This is a genomic window from Arsenicicoccus dermatophilus (assembly GCF_022568795.1).
Classification (GTDB): domain Bacteria; phylum Actinomycetota; class Actinomycetes; order Actinomycetales; family Dermatophilaceae; genus Arsenicicoccus; species Arsenicicoccus dermatophilus.
In genome coordinates, this window is the sequence record NZ_JAKZHU010000001.1 from 2,102,663 (window position 1) to 2,119,015 (window position 16,353).

Consider the following 16,353-nt stretch of genomic DNA (forward strand, 5'->3'; position numbering starts at 1 on the left):
CGCCAGGCGCACCCGCGGCGCCGCCATCCGCACCGGCACCGACCTCGTGGAGGCGTGCGTCGCCGTCGAGAGCCCTCTCAACCGGTGCGCCGAGCGATCCGGTGACCTGCACCGACCGACCGTGACCCCGCACGCGGTGGATTCTGCCGTGCCGGCGCGCGTCACGGCCCTGCCCCCGAGCGCCGTGCCCAGGGAAGAAGGGCTACACCTTCTCGCAGGTCACCGGACTGAAGCAGACCCTGCGGGCCGCCGCCGAGCGGAGGTCGCTCTACCGCCGTTGCATCGCCGGCGTGGGTCTGCGCGTCCTCTCCGAGCTCTTCGACGCCCTGCCGCCCGACCTGTCGGAGTGGATCCACGTCGAGGTCGAGGTGGACACGACCGATGCGGCGACCGGTCGCCCGAAGCGCGAGTGCCTCCTGCGGACGAGGGTGGAGCTCGACGACGTCGCACAGATCGTGCTCGACGCCGAGGGTCTGGACCCGGTTGCCTGCGTGGAGCGTGGCCTGGGAGCGGTGACCAGCGACGACTCCTACGAGGTGCGTCCGGTGCCGCCGTGCTGGTCGCACGACCTGAGCATGTTCCGGCTCGCCGGAGAAGACCCGGACGCCTTCCTCGTCCTGGAGCTGGGGCTTCCTGGCACCGCGGCCCCGCGTCGCCCAGGAACGCCCGAGGGGCCCCGCCAGGACGAATCCCGGCGGGGCCCCTCGGCATACGGACCGATCAGCTGCAGCCGCTCGTGGAGCCGCAGCCCTCGCAGACGTAGCAGGAGCCGGCGGGCCGCATCTTGGTGCCGCAGGTCAGGCAGATCGGCGCGTCCGAGGCCATGCCCTGGAGCTTCTCCATCAGCTCGGCGGAGGAGTGGATCTCCTGGGAGACCTCACGGGCGTCGGCCGCACCGGCGCCGGACCTGACGTCGTCGGGGCGGATGGCCGGTGCGCGGGAGCCGAACTTCTCCCCCGCCTCGCGGGCCTTCTCCTGGGGCGTCTTGGAGGTGGCGACGTCCTGCTGGATCTCGTCGTCGTACTCCTCCTCGTCGTCGTCGGTCACGGGCTCGTAGGAGCCGGTCTCGAGCTGACGGGCACGCTCCTCCGCGGAGTAGATCCCCAGCATGGAGCGGGTCTCGAAGTCGAGGTAGTCCAGCGCCAGGCGACGGAAGACGTAGTCCATCATCGACTGCGCCATGCGGATGTCCGGGTCGTCGGTCAGACCGGCCGGCTCGAAGCGCTGGTTGGTGAACTTGTCGACATAGGTGGACAGCGGCACGCCGTACTGCAGACCGACGGAGATCGCCATCGAGAAGGCGTCCATCATCCCGGCGAGGGTCGAGCCCTGCTTGCCGAACTTCAGGAAGACCTCGCCGAGCCCACCGTCCGGGTAGGCCCCGGCGGTGAGGTAGCCCTCGGCGCCGCCCACGGTGAACGACGTGGTCTGGGACTGACGGCGCTTGGGCAGGCGGCGGCGGGTCGGGCGGTAGACCACCTTCTCCAGGACCGTGGCCTCGCCGGCGTCGGCCAGGGACTCGGCCTTGTCGGCGGCCCGGTCGTCGGCCTGCTTCTTGGTCTCCTGCACCGACAGCGGCTGGCCGACCTTGCAGTTGTCGCGGTAGACCGCGAGCGCCTTGAGGCCGAGCTTCCAGCCCTGCAGGTAGACGTCCTCGATCTCCTCGACCGTGGCGGTCTCGGGGAGGTTGACGGTCTTGGAGATCGCGCCGGACAGGAAGGGCTGGCAGGCGGCCATCATCCGCACGTGGCCCATCGGCGAGATGGCGCGGGCACCCATGGCGCAGTCGAAGACCTCGTAGTGCTCGGGCTTGAGGCCGGGGGCGTCGACGACGTGACCGTGCTCGGCGATGTACTCCACGATCGCCTCGATCGACTCCTCCTGGTAGCCCAGCTTCTTCAGGGCGCGCGGGATGGTCAGGTTGACGATCTGCATGGAGCCGCCGCCGACGAGCTTCTTGAACTTCACCAGGGAGAAGTCGGGCTCGATGCCGGTGGTGTCGCAGTCCATCATGAAGCCGATGGTGCCGGTGGGGGCGAGCACCGAGGCCTGGGCGTTGCGGAAGCCGTTGGCGTCGCCGAGGGAGATGACCTGGTCCCAGGCCTGGGTGGCGAGGGCGTGGATCGAGCCGTCCATCTCGTCGAGGGTGCGGACCGCGGCGTTGGCGTCGCGGTGCTGGCGCATCACCCGGTTGTGGGCCTCGGCGTTGCGGGCGTAGCCGGCATACGGCCCGACGACGGCGGCCAGCTCCGCGGAGCGCTTGTATGCCGCGCCGGTGAGCAGCGAGGTGATCGTGGCGGCGAGCGCCCGGCCCCCCTCGGAGTCGTAGCCGTGGCCGGTGGCCATGAGCAGGGCACCCAGGTTGGCGTAGCCGATGCCGAGCTGGCGGTAGTTGCGCGTCGTCTCGCCGATCGGGTCGGTGGGGAAGTCCGCGAAGCAGATGGAGATGTCCATCGCGGTGATGACCAGCTCGACGACCTTGCGGAAGGTCTCGGCGTCGAAGGTGTCGTCGTCGCGCAGGAACTTCAGAAGGTTGAGCGAGGCGAGGTTGCAGGAGGAGTTGTCGAGCGACATGTACTCCGAGCAGGGGTTGGACGCGGTGATCCGGCCGGTCTCGGGGTTGGTGTGCCAGTGGTTGATCGTGTCGTCGTACTGGATGCCCGGGTCGGCGCACTCCCAGGCGGCCTTGGCGACCTTGTGCATGAGCTCGCGGGCGTCGACCCGCTCGATGATCTCGCCGGTCATGCGGGCGCGCAGCCCGAAGTCGGTGCCTTCCTCGACGGCGCGCATGAACTCGTCGGACACGCGCACGGAGTTGTTGGCGTTCTGGTACTGCACCGACACGATGTCGCGGCCGCCGAGGTCCATGTCGAAGCCGGCGTCGCGCAGGGCCCGGATCTTGTCCTCCTCGCGGGCCTTGGTCTCGACGAACTCCTCGATGTCGGGGTGGTCGATGTCCAGGACGACCATCTTGGCCGCGCGGCGGGTGGCGCCGCCGGACTTGATGGTGCCGGCGGAGGCGTCGGCGCCGCGCATGAACGACACGGGGCCGGACGCGGTGCCGCCGGAGGACAGCAGCTCCTTGGAGGAGCGGATGCGGGAGAGGTTGAGGCCGGCGCCGGAGCCACCCTTGAAGATGAAGCCCTCTTCCTTGTACCAGTTCAGGATCGAGTCCATCGAGTCGTCGACGGACAGGATGAAGCAGGCGCTGACCTGCTGCGGGCTGGCGGTGCCGACGTTGAACCACACCGGGGAGTTGAAGCTGAAGACCTGGTGGACCAGCGCGTGGGTCAGCTCGTGCTCGAAGACCTCGGCGTCCTCGGGCGTCGCGAAGTAGCCGTGGTCCTTGCCCGCCTTGACGTACGTCAGGACGACCCGGTCGACGAGCTGCTTGAGCCCGGTCTCGCGCTGGTCGGTGCCCAAGGCGCCGCGGAAGTACTTGGTGGTCACGATCGTGGAGGCGTTGACCGACCAGAAGTCGGGGAACTCCACGCCGCGCTGCTCGAAGATCGTCTCGCCGGTCTTCCAGTTGGTCTGGACGACGTCGCGCTTCTCCCAGGTCACCTGCTCGTAGGGGTGTACCCCGGGGGTGGTGAAGATGCGCTCGATCGTGAGGCCCTTCTTGGCCGACTTGCGCGAACCGGAGCGGGCGCCGACGGTCTCGGTCATGGTCCTGCCTTCCATGGGGAGTCTTCTGCCGTATGGCGGGGGTGGGTCCCCGGCACACGGGCGTGCGGGGGTGATGGAGTTGGGGGTGGGGCACGGCGCGTCGTCGTCCGGCCGTCGTGCAGGCGGCCGCCGACGGACCCGCCGGCCCGTCAGGGCGTGGTGGGCGGGCTGTCGGAGCCTGCACGCGCAGGCTCGGCGCCCGTGGGCTCGCGCTCGGCGCGCAGCACGGCGATGGCGGCCTCGAAGTCCTCGAGGGAGTCGAAGGCCTGGTAGACGCTGGCGAAGCGGAGGTAGGCGACCTCGTCGAGCTCGCGCAGCGGACCGAGGATGGCCAGACCCACCTCGTGGGCCTCGATCTCGGCGTGGCCCTGGGAGCGGATGTGCTCCTCGACCTTCTGCGCGAGGCGAGCCAGGTCGTCCTCGCCGACCGGGCGACCCTGGCAGGCCTTGGAGACGCCCTCCTGGATCTTGGCCCGGCTGAACGGCTCGCTCGCGCCGGAGCGCTTGATGACCGTCAGGCTGGTGGACTCCACGGTCGTGAAGCGGCGCTGGCAGGCGGGGCACTGGCGCCGGCGCCGGATCGCGGAGCCGTCGTCGGCGGTGCGGCTGTCGATCACCCGGGAGTCGGTGTTGCGGCAGAACGGGCAGTGCACGACGACTCCTCCTCCCTGGGCCTGTGGACGATCTTGTTGACAACCTGTGGTCAACCCAGCCGCCCCTGTTGACAGAGGCGTGCCGCCCGTGGACTACATGTGGATGACTTACACCCATGTAACCACTAGATGTAGTGATCCTACGGCCGCGACGCCCCAATGATCCACAACGTTCACCCCGGTGACGCGTCACCGCAGGTCACACGGCGTGTTGAACCATGCGTGTCTTTTCAGATACTTAGAGTTACTTGTCGGTTGACCCGGGGCCGCCGGTCCGGGGATCCCCCGCCATCCGTACCCTGGCCCTCATGAACCGCCGCGATCTCGCCCTCATCCTGCTCGGCCTTCTCCTGGTCATGGTGGCCTTGTGGACCAAGGTCACCGTCCTGATGGTCCCGGCGGTCGCGTTCGTCGTCTACGGCGTCTACTCCTACTCGCGCTCGCGCCGCTGACCGGACCCGCCCTCGGGCCGCCGGCCTCCTTGTCCACAGCCACTCGTATGACGCTCCGCGCGCGACCGCGCGCGGTGGCTAGCGTCGAAGCATGCGTGGACACCGACTGGCCGCACCACTCCTGACCCTCGCCGTCGCCGGCTGCTCGGCCACGCCGGTCGCCGCCCCCACGGCCACCCGGGAGCTGCCGCCGCCGTTGAGCAGCGGCACCACGGTCCCCGCGCCGCCGTCGACCCCCGCACAGCCCACGAGCACGGCCCCCGCCTCCGCTGCGCCACCCATCCGCGGGGACGCCACCGCCGGCATCCCCGCCGCCGCCAGGGCCCACACCCCCGAGGGCGCCGAGGCCTTCGTGCGGTACTTCATCGACCAGGTCAACGTCGCCTGGACCACCCCACGCACCGGGCTGATCGCCTCCCTGAGCCTCCCCACCTGCAAGAGCTGCACCAACCTCGAAAAGGGCGCCGCGGACATGGCTGCCGCGGACTCCCACTACGCCAAGCCGATGCTCACCCTTAAGAATGAGGTTTTCTCACCAGGAGAGGGGCTCCGGTAGCGGGGCAGGATCCTGACCTGCTGGGATGCGACATGGAAACCCCGCTGTGAATCACCCTGGTCCGCGGCACCTCTCCCGAACCGTTCCGAGAGCTATTGCACCAGGTCACGGCGCTGCCCGCGCGGTGTCTCGATCGCCTGGTGAGAAAACCTCAATGTTAGCTACGCAGTCGATACTGGCGATAATTCGGAGTTGGTCACCGCCCACATCGTGGATACGCCCGCAAGATACGTTCGGGAAGGTCAGGAGGTATCCCCAACCCGAGGAGTGCAGGTAGACGAGCGAGCCTTCGTACTCCAGTGGAAGGTAGACCGTTGGATGTTGCGCGAAATTGACTTGGTCCGATGATCCTCACCCTGGTTTCGGAGGCCCCCGCACCCATTGACATTCGCGGTCAGATTGCTAGCGGTGGAATTCGCGTTCGAGCCCGATTCAATCGACCACCGCGCGCGCTGGGTCAGCCCTCCCAACGTGCCCGTTTGCCCCTTCCGGCGCCCGCAGCGATAACGCTGCCTCGACCAATCAGCGCTGCCCCCGCACCCCGAGAGGCAGCCCCACACGACACTTCCACCGCTGGTCCGATCTTCCGTCAGGCCATCGGCCACGGCTACTACGGCCCCTCCCGGATCGCGGGTTCCTCTGAGGCGAATGCGGACGTCCTCGTGCGCACGCTCTTCGTGCCGCCCCCGCTTGCCAATCCGGCTCCCCTGGCCCCCGCCGAGGCAGCACCATCCGCACCGCCGGCACCCGGCGCGCCGCCTCCGCCGCAGCCCCAGCTGACATTGCCGATGATCCTGGCCGCGTTCGTCAACACGCCCTTCGCCAAGCCCACGGCCCAGGTCCAACCGGTTGGCGGCCGCACGCTGGTCACCCTGCCGACCTACGTCTCCCTGGGGTGGGAGGACGAGGGCTACGAGCCGGGTGAGACCAGGACCACCCAGCTGCTCGGGCACGCCGTCGCCATCCGACCTGTCGGGGCGAGCTACCTCTACGACTTCGGTGACGGGTCGTGGGCCCGACGACACGCAGGGGTGGTCCCTACCCGACGGGGGACGTCACCTTCGCCTACCGCCATGCCGGGACCTACCAGATCCGGATCACGGCGACCTACACCGGGGAGTTCTCCGTCGACGGCGGGCCGTGGACGCCTGTCGCCACGACCGTCCCGATCCCTGGGCCGGGAACGCCGCTCGACGTCCGGACCAGCCGCAACGAGCTGATCCAGGGCGGTTGAGCCCGGCGCCTGGCAGAGGCGGCTCGTCACGGTGTGCCTCGTGGCTGCCCAGGCCCCCTGACCCGGGCCGCCACGATGCAGTCACTGCTCCCGCCGCCTGCTGCGACAGGCGAGGTGCGCGCCTCCAGGTCTTGCAGCAGCACGTGACCGGCACGCCCTCACGCCTCGAGGGCCCGCACCGCGGGATGGTGGAGCGGCCGCAACGGCCGAGGGGGCCTGTCGGCCGGGGAGCCCGGCTCAGCGGCCGGGGATGACGAGCTCCTGGCCGGCCATGACCTGATCCGTGGGCAGGCCGTTGACCCGCACGATCTCCAGGACGGCCAGGTCGTTGCGCATGCCGGGCAGCTCGCGGGCGGCCACGGACGACAGGGAGTCGCCGGCTGCGACCTGCACGGTGTGGCGATGGGTGGCCGCCGGTGCTGCGTGAGCCACGGCGCTCCAGGTGGAGAGGGCCGCGGCCGCGAGCAGCAGGACCATCAGGACGAGCCGCACCCGCCGGCCTCGACGCGTCAGCCGGAGCGGCCGCCGCGGGGCGGGGACTGCTGCCCCCGTGGGCACGAGACGCAGGTGCGGACGCGTCGGCGCGTCGGTCGTGGTGACCGCCCCACCCCGCACGGGTGCTGCACTCATCGTCTCCTCCTTCTCCGAGCCAGCCAAGCGACTCGCTCGTGTGTTCGATAGAACGTATGTACGAAGTTACAGCATGGTCGTGGCAGAGGGAAGGACTCGCGTCGAATCCGTGTTTGAAACACCCGATCGACCCCGGTAGCCTCGTGACCACGGGAGAGACTCAACCAGGGAGCACCGACACACCCCCTGGGCCGGGCCGCGATCGCCCGCCATCCACGCAGGTCACCGCCCGCGACAGAGCAGAGGAAGACCACCATGGCCAAGGTCACGAGCCTGCCCGAGCGGGACGACCGCCCGGCCCTGACGATGCGTCAGCGCAAGATCCTGGAGCACATCCGCAGCACCGTGGAGACCAGGGGCTACCCGCCGAGCATCCGCGAGATCGGGGACGCCGTGGGACTGGCCAGCGTCAGCAGCGTGTCCCACCAGCTGCTGACGCTGGAGCGCAAGGGCTACCTGCGCCGGGACCCCAACCGACCCCGCGCCATCGAGGTCGTCGCCCCCGAGTGGACCCCGGAGACCTTCCACGCCGAGGCGCTCGGCTCCGTCGACGCGGGTGAGGGCAGCGAGGGACGTCCTGCGGCGTCCTACGTGCCCGTCCTGGGTCGGATCGCCGCCGGCATACCCATCACCGCCGAGGAGGCCGTCGAGGACGTGTTCCCCCTCCCCCGCCAGGTCGTCGGCGAGGGCCAGCTGTTCCTGCTCAAGGTGGTCGGCGACTCGATGATCGAGGCGGCGATCTGCGACGGCGACTGGGTGGTCGTGCGCCAGCAGCCGGACGCCGACAACGGCGACATCGTCGCGGCCATGCTGGACGGCGAGGCCACCGTCAAGACCTTCAAGCGCCAGGACAGCCACGTGTGGCTGCTCCCCCACAACCCTGCTTTCGAGCCCATCGACGGAGACCACGCCACCGTGCTGGGCAAGGTCACCGCGGTCCTGCGCTCCATCTGAGCCTGCGGGCCGGTCATGGACGGCGGGGCCGCCTCGTCAGGTGCTCAGGTCAGTCCGAGAGGCAGGCCGGTGGCGTACTCCCCGTCCACGACCGGCCCCAGGTCCTCCTCGATCCCGAGGCGGTGCGCGAGAGCCGTCAGCGACGCTCCGAGGGGGGCGTCGAGCTGCCAGGTGGCCTCGTCGTCGCCCCGGGTGCGTCCCCGGGTGATGATCGCGACGGGTATGTCGAGGGCGTGGGCCCGGCGCACGAAGCGGTAGCCGCTCATCACCTTCAGGCTGGACCCCAGCACCAGCAGCGCCGACGCGGACTCCACCCGGCGGTAGGCCTCGTCGACCCGCTCGCGGGGCACCGACTCGCCGAAGTAGACGACGTCAGGCTTGAGGGTGTCGGCCCCGCAGACCAGGCAACGCGCGAGGTGGAAGCCCGCGACCACCTCGTCCGGCAGCGCCACGTCGCCGTCCGGGCGGACCTCGTCCGTCGTCGCGCCGAAGCCGGGGTTGGCCTCGGCCAGCCGGCGCTGGACCACCTCCCGCGAGGTGCGGTCCTCGCAGGTCAGGCAGCGCACGACGGCGAGGGTGCCATGCAGCTCGAGCACGTCGGTCGACCCGGCCTCCTGGTGCAGGCCGTCGACGTTCTGGGTCACGAGCCCGGTGATCATGCCGTGCCCCTGGAGGGCGGCGACGGCGCGGTGGCCGGCATTGGGCCGAGCGGCGGCGAAGCGCTCCCACCCGACGTAGGCGCGTGCCCAGTACCGCCGGCGGGCGTCGGGGGTGGCCGTGAACTCGGCATAGGTCATGGGCTGGACGCGACGCCGACCGTCCGGGCCGCGGTAGTCGGGGATGCCGGACTCGGTGCTCATCCCCGCCCCGGTGAGGGCGACGACCCCGCCGCCGTGCACGGCGCGGGCGATCTGGTCGAGGATCATCGGCTCCACGGCTCCAGTATGCGGTCGCCAGGCCACCGAGCCGCCGACCCGACAACGTTTCATCCATAGGCGCAGGTAGGCCAAAGGAACGCTTGGATAACTAGCCGTTATAGCATCAGCGCCATGATCGACGCCGCAGGTCTGCGAGTCATGAAGGCCATCGCCGACGAGGGCAGCTTCACCGGGGCCGCGTCCTCGCTGGGCTTCACCCAACCGGCGATCTCCCAGATGGTGCGGCGGCTGGAGCAGCGCACCGGCACCGCCCTCGTGGAGCGGATCGGCCGCCAGGTGCGGCTGACCGAGGCCGGCGAGGTGCTGGCGCGCCACGCCCACGGTGTGCTGGCCGCTCTGGACGCCGCCGAGGAGGAGGTCGCCGCCATCGCGGGCCTGCGGGCGGGCCGGGTCCGGATCCGGTCCTTCCCGTCCGCGACCGCCACGATCGTGCCGGGTGCGCTGGCCCAGGTGCACCGGCAGCACCCCGGTCTGACGGTGACCTTCGGCGAGGACGAACCGCCGGAGGCGATCGCGGCGCTGCGCCGGGGCGACTGCGACCTGGTGGTCGGTTTCACCTACGAGGGCACCCGGACTCCCACCGAGGACGCCGACCTGGAGCAGCTGGGCACCACTCCCCTGCTGGTCGACGAGGTGCGGCTCGCCCTCCCGGTCGACCACCCGCTCGCCGAGGAGGAGGTCGTCCGCCTGGCCGACCTGGCCGAGGACGACTGGATCGCAGGCTGTCCCCGCTGCCGGGTGCACATGCTGGGTATGGCGGCCGACGCGGGCTTCATGCCGCGCCTGTCCTTCGAGACCGAGGACTACGTGGCGCAGCTCGGGCTCGTGGGCGCCGGGCTCGGCGTCGCCCTGATCCCGGACCTCATGCTGCGCCGGGCGAGCAACCCGGGCGTGGCGATCCGGCCCCTGGATCCCCCCTCCCGGCGCCACATCCAGGCGGTCACGACCCCCGACCTGCACAAGGTTCCGGCGGTCGCGGCCACCATCGCCGCCCTGCGCAGCAGCGCCGAGGAGTTCGCCCACGGCCCGGGCCCGGCCTCCCGCTGACGCGGACCGGCGCGTCACGACCGACGCGCGGATCGGTGTCGACACCCATCCGCGTCGACACCGACCTGCGCCGCCACGACGAGCCGACCGTCGAGCTCGCGTCGGCCTCGCCGTCGCGGCTCCACCGACCTCCCTCGCCCGAGGGTCCCACCTCCGTCAGCGCCCTCGCCGGGCCAGACGCAGGTCCGCGCCGTGGCCGAGCACGGCCAGGTCGCCGGACTGGTCGGTGCGAGCCACCGTGCTCCCCACCTCCCGCAGCGCGGTGAGCGCCGACGGCGCCGGCTGGCCGTAGTCGTTGTCCTGCCCCACGCTGATGAGAGCCAGGGGCGCGTGCACGGACCGGAGCAGGGCCCGGTCCTGCTTGGCCGAGCCGTGGTGGGCGACCTTGAGCACGTCGACGTCGGGCCAGCGTGCACCCATCGTGCGGCGCACGTCGGCGGCGGCTTCCGGCTCGATGTCGCCGGTGAGCAGCAGCCGGGTCCCCCGCACCTCGACGAGCAGCACCAGGCTGGCGTTGTTGGGCACGGACCCGTCGTGGATCTCCCGGCGCGGGCCGAGGACCTGGGCGTGGACGTCGCCCACGTCGAGGCGGTCGCCGGCGCGGGCCACCTGGGCGGTCAGGTGGTGCGCGGCCGCCGAGCGCTCGACCCGGCGGGCCTCGCCCTCGGGGTCGCGGGTGGCGGTGACCATCAACCGGGCGGTCGGACAGGCGTCGAGAACCTCGTCCAGACCCCCGCTGTGGTCGTTGTGGAAGTGGGTGACCACGACGGCGTCCAGCTCGTGGATCCCGAGTCGGGACAGGCAGTCCCGGGCTGCCGGACCAGGTGGTCCGACGTCGACGAGCACGCCCCGGCCGGGTCCGGAGGACAGCACGATCCCGTCGCCCTGGCCCACGTCGCAGACGACGGCCGACCAACCGGGCACCGGCCAGGCGGCCCCGGTCGTCGGCAGGCACCAGGCCAGGAGCGCCACCACGACGGCAGCGGCGAGGACCGGTCGCAGCCGGGCCCACCAGGCCAGGCGTCGGCCGGTGAGGACGAGGAGCACGGTGAGGGCGGTCAGCAGGCCGGCCCCGACGGCGCCCTCGGCCCAGGGGATGGAGCCGTAGGGCACGTCAGCCGCGACCCGCGCCACCCGGGCGATCAGCCACGCCGGCACGACTGCGGGCCACGCCAGCAGGTGCGCGAGCGGCACCGACACCGCGGCGACCAGCGCCGTGGCGATCCCCAGCACCGTCGTCGGCCCGACGAAGGGCGCGGCCAGCAGGTTCGCCGGGACGCCCACGAGCGAGACGGCAGGCTGCAGCAGCACCGTCACCGGCCCGCACATCACCTGCGCGGCGACCGGTATGGCGAGCGCCGGCCCCCAGCCTCGGACCCGGCCGGGCAGCCGTCGCCCCAGGGCCTCGCCCCAGGGCGTCGCGAAGAGCAGCAGCCCGAGCGTCGCGAGCGTCGACAGCACGAAGCCGTAGGACCGCGCCAGCCAGGGATCCCAGACCAGCAGACCCGCGACGGCCGCTCCCAGCGCCGGGAACGCCGCCCTCTCCCGGTCGGCGGAGATGCCCACGAGCCCGACCCCGCCCATCACCGCCGCGCGCAGGACGCTCGGCTCGGGACGCGCCAGGACCACGAAGCCGGCGAGCCCGACGAGCGCGATCACGGGTCGCAGCCGCCGAGGCAGCCCCACGAGACCGCACAGACCCACCACGACGGCCAGCACCACGCTGACGTTGGACCCCGAGACGGCGGACAGGTGACTCATCTGGACCGCGGTCATGTCGCGGGTCAGGTCCGGTGGGGTGAGGCTGGTGTCGCCGATGACCAGGGCCGGCACGAGCCCCGCACCGTCGGCGGGAAGCCCCCGGACCGCGGCGCGGAAGGCTCCGCGGACGTGCTCGGCGACCTGGGCCACCGGATCCGGCTCGCCGGTCGGTCGGGGTGCCCCCGGACCTGCACCAGGGCGACGACCTCGTCCTCGGGTGCGGCGGCGGCAAGGCGCCCGGACAGGACGACCGTCTGCCCCCAGCGCATCTGCCGCCAGGCCGGGTCCCGCGCGAAGGCCAGCACCGGGGTGGTCACCCGGCTGGCCCTGCCGCGCCCCTCGACGGACCGCACCTGCAGCCGCAGCATGACGGACGGGGCGCGCTCGTTGCCGCCGTCGAGCACCTGCGGGTCCGAGGCCACCTCGGCGACGAGGCGGACCACGGCTCGTCGGGCGGCCAGCTCGTCGACGGTCCCGGCGGTGCGCACCGCTCGGTGGCCCGCGAGCGCCGTGACCACCAGCGCGGTGATCACCCCGCACAGCGCCACGCTCGGCGCCCACCGCTGCACCCAGACCGGGCGCCGCGGCCGTCGGCCCCACCTCGCCGCCGCGAGGCACCACGCGACGGAGCCCACGACGAGCAAGGTCAGCGCCCAACCCGGCTGGGGCAGCGCCCACGCCAGCACCGCCCAGGCGACGCAGGCGGGCAGGAGCAGCCGTATGTCGGCACGCTGGGTCGGCCGCACGTCGTGCAACCAGTGCGAGGGACGACGCGCGCCCCCGGCGCCGCCACCGCCCAGGCCGACCGCCCGCCTCGCCCGCGCCACCCGCTCCCGGCGCACGACCTCGTCGAGCTCGGCCGCGCCGAGGGACAGGTCGCGGCGGGGACCGGAGCCGGGCAGGTCGTCGGGAGCGCCGGAGACGGATGCGCCGTCCTCGGGCCCGCGCCTGCTCACACCCGCACCAGCGGTCGCAACCGCTCGAGCAGCTTGGGGCCGATGCCCTGGATCTCGCCGAGCTCGTCGGCCGTGCTGAACCTGCCGTGCTGCGAACGCCACTCGAGGATCCGTCCGGCGATGGCCGGACCCACGCCGGGCAACGCGTCGAGCTGCTCGACCGTGGCACGGTTGAGGTCGACGACCGCACCGGCAGCGGCTCCCCCGCCACCGAGGGCGGCCCTGGTGGAGCCGGGCGGGGCCGCACCCCCTGCGACCGCGGTCCCGCCCGCAGCCGCAGGGGGTGCGGTCTCGCCCGGCCGGGGGACGTAGACCAGCTCTCCGTCCGTCAGCACCCGCGCCTGGTTCAGGGTCGACAGGTCCGCCGCCGGAAGGGGTCCGCCGGCCGCCGTGAGCGCGTCGATCACCCGGGCGCCCGGCCCCAGCCGGGCCACCCCGCGGCGGCGTACCTGGCCCTGGACGTCCACGACGACACCGGCGGCTGCCGGCCCACCGGCCGCTGCGTCGACGCCACCAGCTCCCGCCCCGGACGGCACGGCCACCGGTCCCGGGCCCACAGCACCCGAACCCGGCCCCGGCCCCGGCACCACAGCACCCGATCCGGTCGCCCTCACCCCGGAGCCCGGGGCGCTCCCCCGCGTGAGCCCACCGCCCGAGTCGCGCTGCGCGACCGCCCCGCTCGCGTCCTCGCGATCGGCGCCGGTCACCCGCTCCACGGGGCGCGGCTCGGCCTCCCCGCGGGCGAGCGCCACCCGCACCCCGAAGGTCGCCCCCGCCACGAGCAGCAGCAGGAGCACGGCGAGCACGGCGGTCCAGCGGGGTTGCCAGCGGGCATCGACGAGGCGCTCCGGCAGGCTGAGGAGCGGGGGTGCCTCCGACGTCGACCGGGCGCCGGCCTCACCGGACCTCGCGGACTCGGGGTGACCCTCGGCATCGGTCGACGACCGACGATCGGGCCCTGGCGCCGCCCTGCGCCCCACGGACGCTCCTCGGCCCAAGGCAGGTCCGCGCCCCAGGACGGACGGGCGCGACAGGGTGGGCCCAGGCGCCGAGGCCGTCGGACGGGGCGGCTGCGGGGAACGCAGCCCGCGGGCCTCCAGCGCCTCGGGCCCCTCGGCCCACCGGATCTCGTTGTCGGGGCGCGTGTCCACGCCGGGGTCCGGCTCGGGCAGGGCCAGCCGCCATACGGGCTGGTCCTCGGGGGAGCGGGTCGACGGGCCATGCCGCCACGCTAGGGAGCGCGGCGAAGCAGCCCCGCCGGCGAGCGCCGGCCTGTGGACGACGCCGACGCGATCGCGGCGCGCTGTGGACAAGCCCACCCCCGGACGAGGTCCGGCCCCCACCCGAGCAGGGTGAGGGCCGGAGCCGGGGACCCGGCGTGCGGACCGCGAGGGCCCGACCGGACGCGCCATACCGGGCCAGGCTGGCCCCGAACGACACGGTATGACGCCCCTTTGAACGTGCCACGGGGCCAGCCTGGCCCCTGAGCGCCGCCGGCTCCGGCCGCCGGCGCTCGCCACTGGCCAGCGCCGGCGGGAGAGCGTCAGATCAGTCCGGCGTCCCGCAGCAGCCCGCCCACCACGGTCGAGTCCAGACGGCGCCGGATCGCCCCGCGCACCCGGGCCGGGCCGGGCAGGTCGACCTTCTCGCCCTCGCGCAGCGCCGACGACGCCTTGAGCAGGGTGCGGACGTCATAGGTGCTGTTGAAGACCTCGGGGACGCCCCGCTCGACGCCGAGCAGCCGGTAGGCCGCCTCCATGCCGGTCCGCACGGAGTACTCCGTGGTGAAGATGCAGTCGCGCCCGGTCTCGGCGAACTGCCCGATGAAGGCGAAGTTCTCGGCCCCCTCGGGCACGACCTGGGGTCGGTCGCCGGCCTTGCGGGGCATGAAGAAGCTCGTGACGTAGGGCATCATGCACGGCACCGTCTTGGCACCGGTCGCCGCCAGCTCGGGGATCTGCTCGACCGGCACCCCCATGTGGTACAGCCACTCGGCGGTGATCTCCTCGCCGGTGCACTCGGACATCGGCTTCTTGACGTAGTCGCCCGGCACGTCCACGAACAGCGCGTAGACCCAGGCCACGACCTGTCCGGGCTTCTGCGCCTTGAAGTGCGGCTGGCGGTTGACGGTCCACGACAGCAGCCAGGCCGAGTCCTTGCAGGTGACGATCCCGCCGGTGACGACCCGACCGCTCAGCGGGTCGCGCTTGCAGATGCGCCGGATGTGCTCGGGGATCCGCTCGTCCAGGGTGGTGACGGTCGCCGACTCCCACTTGGTCTCGTCGATGGAGGAGCAGAAGACCTCGGGCCGGCCGAAGCTCGGATCCTTGCGGGCGATCTTCTTCCACAGGTCCCAGGCGGACGCGGGTCCGCGGTCGAGCTTGGCCGGGGTGTGGTGGTCACCGTTGTCGGAGTTGTCGACCAACGAGCCGATCGTGGTGACGACCAGGTCGTCCTCGCCCAGGTCGACCCCGCCCGCCTCGCCGCGCCGCACCCAGTCGATCCGGGTGGCGCGCTTGCGCTGCGCGGTGATGTCGAAGGCGATGTCGGTGACGTCGGTCTGGAACTCGAACCGCACGCCCTGGTTCATCAGCCACCGGGTCATCGGCATCACCAGCGACTCGTACTGGTTGTACTTGGTGAACTTCAGCGCCGAGAAGTCCGGAAGGCCACCGATGTGGTGGATGAAGCGGTGCAGGTAGAGCTTCATCTCCAGGGCCGAGTGCCAGGTCTCGAAGGCGAACATGGTGCGCCAGTAGAGCCAGAAGTTGGAGTCGAAGAACTCCTGCGAGAAGACCTCGTCGATCCGCTTGCCCTCCATCCGCTCCCGAGGAGCGAGGAAGACCTTGAGCAGCTCCTTCTGGGCCTTCTTGGACAGCGTGAACTTCCCCTCCGTGCCGGTGTCCTCGCCACGGCGCTCGGTCATCCGCTGCAGGGAGTAGTTGGGGTCGTCCTTGTTCAGCCAGTAGAACTCGTCGAGCACCGACGCACCCTCGATCTCCAGCGAGGGGATCGACCGGAAGCAGTCCCACAGGCACTCGAAGTGGTCCTCCATCTCACGACCACCGCGGATGACGAAGCCCCGCTCGGGCTCCTTGATGCCGTCGAGGGCACCGCCGGCGAGGGTCAGCTTCTCCAGGATAGTGATGTTGCTGCCGGGCACTCCGGCGTCGCGGATCATGAACACGGCCGACGACAGCGACGCCAGACCAGCACCCACGAACCACACGTGCTTGCGCTCTGCGCCGGGCACCGGCCTCGGGCGGGCGAAGGACTCGTAGTTGCCGCTGCTGTAGTACATCTCGCACCTCTCGTCGATGGGGACCGGCGTCTCGACCCCGCTCGCCATCCAGGTTACTCGTCGGTAGTCACGGGCCTTCACCCAGAGCCCCCTCTTCACCCGTCGTACGCTCAGGTTGAGCCGAAGGAGTGTTCTGTGGGCCCTGCGAGGCTCCTGCGGGCCTCTCGTGCGCCGCCGCACCTCACCCAGAGGTATGTCGAAG

General features: G+C 71.9%; 13 protein-coding genes. 5 read left to right on the forward strand and 8 right to left on the reverse strand.

Features of this window, described 5'->3' with window-relative positions; genetic code table 11:
* Positions 1–720: 720 nt before the first annotated feature.
* Both MM438_RS09695 and nrdR read right to left on the reverse strand, forming a co-directional pair.
* Complete coding sequence (locus MM438_RS09695; RefSeq protein ID WP_241452261.1) at positions 721–3,669, reverse strand: vitamin B12-dependent ribonucleotide reductase; 2,949 nt, start codon at positions 3,667–3,669, stop codon at positions 721–723.
* 149 nt (positions 3,670–3,818) lie between these two features.
* Positions 3,819–4,322, reverse strand: a complete 504-nt coding sequence (gene nrdR / locus MM438_RS09700; RefSeq protein ID WP_241452262.1) for a transcriptional regulator NrdR — start codon at positions 4,320–4,322, stop codon at positions 3,819–3,821.
* 308 nt (positions 4,323–4,630) lie between these two features.
* Between nrdR and MM438_RS09705 the strand changes: the two genes are divergently transcribed.
* From MM438_RS09705 to MM438_RS09715, 3 genes are all read left to right on the forward strand, one after another.
* Positions 4,631–4,774 (forward strand): hypothetical protein, encoded by a 144-nt coding sequence (locus MM438_RS09705; RefSeq protein ID WP_241452263.1) that lies wholly within the window; start codon positions 4,631–4,633, stop codon positions 4,772–4,774.
* Between the two features lie 91 nt (positions 4,775–4,865).
* Positions 4,866–5,330 (forward strand): DUF6318 family protein, encoded by a 465-nt coding sequence (locus MM438_RS09710; protein ID WP_241452264.1) that lies wholly within the window; start codon positions 4,866–4,868, stop codon positions 5,328–5,330.
* A gap of 1,009 nt (positions 5,331–6,339) precedes the next feature.
* On the forward strand, positions 6,340–6,564 hold the full coding sequence (locus MM438_RS09715) for a hypothetical protein (protein WP_241452265.1): 225 nt from the start codon (positions 6,340–6,342) through the stop codon (positions 6,562–6,564).
* Positions 6,565–6,801: 237 nt separating this feature from the next.
* Here the strand turns inward: MM438_RS09715 and MM438_RS09720 are convergent, their stop codons facing one another.
* Positions 6,802–7,194, reverse strand: coding sequence for a LysM peptidoglycan-binding domain-containing protein (locus MM438_RS09720; protein ID WP_241452266.1), 393 nt, complete (start codon positions 7,192–7,194; stop codon positions 6,802–6,804).
* Positions 7,195–7,449: 255 nt separating this feature from the next.
* On the opposite strand from MM438_RS09720, the gene lexA reads away from it, so the two are divergent.
* Positions 7,450–8,148: a transcriptional repressor LexA gene (lexA, locus tag MM438_RS09725; RefSeq protein ID WP_241452268.1), complete on the forward strand. Its 699-nt coding sequence runs from the start codon at positions 7,450–7,452 to the stop codon at positions 8,146–8,148.
* A gap of 44 nt (positions 8,149–8,192) precedes the next feature.
* Here lexA and MM438_RS09730 read toward each other — a convergent pair whose 3' ends face one another.
* Complete coding sequence (locus MM438_RS09730; RefSeq protein ID WP_241453418.1) at positions 8,193–9,074, reverse strand: NAD-dependent protein deacetylase; 882 nt, start codon at positions 9,072–9,074, stop codon at positions 8,193–8,195.
* A 123-nt stretch (positions 9,075–9,197) separates the two neighbouring features.
* Here MM438_RS09730 and MM438_RS09735 point away from each other — a divergent pair, with 123 nt between their 5' ends.
* Positions 9,198–10,133, forward strand: a complete 936-nt coding sequence (locus MM438_RS09735; protein WP_241452269.1) for a LysR family transcriptional regulator — start codon at positions 9,198–9,200, stop codon at positions 10,131–10,133.
* Between the two features lie 156 nt (positions 10,134–10,289).
* Here MM438_RS09735 and MM438_RS09740 read toward each other — a convergent pair whose 3' ends face one another.
* The 4 genes from MM438_RS09740 to MM438_RS09755 all read right to left on the reverse strand — a co-directional run bounded on the left by MM438_RS09740 (position 10,290) and on the right by MM438_RS09755 (position 16,151).
* A complete protein-coding gene (locus tag MM438_RS09740; RefSeq protein WP_241453420.1) occupies positions 10,290–11,966 on the reverse strand; it encodes a DNA internalization-related competence protein ComEC/Rec2 in 1,677 nt (558 codons plus the stop codon).
* Positions 11,918–12,850, reverse strand: coding sequence for a hypothetical protein (locus tag MM438_RS16750; protein ID WP_241452270.1), 933 nt, complete (start codon positions 12,848–12,850; stop codon positions 11,918–11,920). The genes MM438_RS09740 and MM438_RS16750 overlap by 49 nt, the downstream gene beginning before the upstream one ends.
* The gene (locus MM438_RS16755; RefSeq protein ID WP_241452271.1) at positions 12,847–13,656 is read right to left on the reverse strand and encodes a helix-hairpin-helix domain-containing protein; all 810 of its coding nucleotides are present in this window, start codon (positions 13,654–13,656) and stop codon (positions 12,847–12,849) included. The genes MM438_RS16750 and MM438_RS16755 overlap by 4 nt, the downstream gene beginning before the upstream one ends.
* Before the next feature lie 737 nt (positions 13,657–14,393).
* Positions 14,394–16,151 carry an oleate hydratase gene (locus MM438_RS09755; protein WP_241453422.1) on the reverse strand — a complete coding sequence of 586 codons (1,758 nt, stop codon included), beginning with the start codon at positions 16,149–16,151 and terminating at the stop codon, positions 14,394–14,396.
* Positions 16,152–16,353 lie beyond the last annotated feature (202 nt).

Excerpts from the sequence above, each read along its gene's own strand:
- lexA (WP_241452268.1), top strand. The coding sequence starts at position 7,450 with ATGGCCAAGGTCACGAGCCTGCCCGAGCGGGACGACCGCCCGGCCCTG.
- MM438_RS09720 (WP_241452266.1), bottom strand. The coding sequence starts at position 7,194 with ATGAGTGCAGCACCCGTGCGGGGTGGGGCGGTCACCACGACCGACGCG.
- MM438_RS09710 (WP_241452264.1), top strand. The coding sequence starts at position 4,866 with ATGCGTGGACACCGACTGGCCGCACCACTCCTGACCCTCGCCGTCGCC.
- MM438_RS09755 (WP_241453422.1), bottom strand. The coding sequence starts at position 16,151 with ATGTACTACAGCAGCGGCAACTACGAGTCCTTCGCCCGCCCGAGGCCG.
- MM438_RS09730 (WP_241453418.1), bottom strand. The coding sequence starts at position 9,074 with ATGATCCTCGACCAGATCGCCCGCGCCGTGCACGGCGGCGGGGTCGTC.
- MM438_RS09735 (WP_241452269.1), top strand. The coding sequence starts at position 9,198 with ATGATCGACGCCGCAGGTCTGCGAGTCATGAAGGCCATCGCCGACGAG.
- MM438_RS09695 (WP_241452261.1), bottom strand. The coding sequence starts at position 3,669 with ATGACCGAGACCGTCGGCGCCCGCTCCGGTTCGCGCAAGTCGGCCAAG.
- MM438_RS09705 (WP_241452263.1), top strand. The coding sequence starts at position 4,631 with ATGAACCGCCGCGATCTCGCCCTCATCCTGCTCGGCCTTCTCCTGGTC.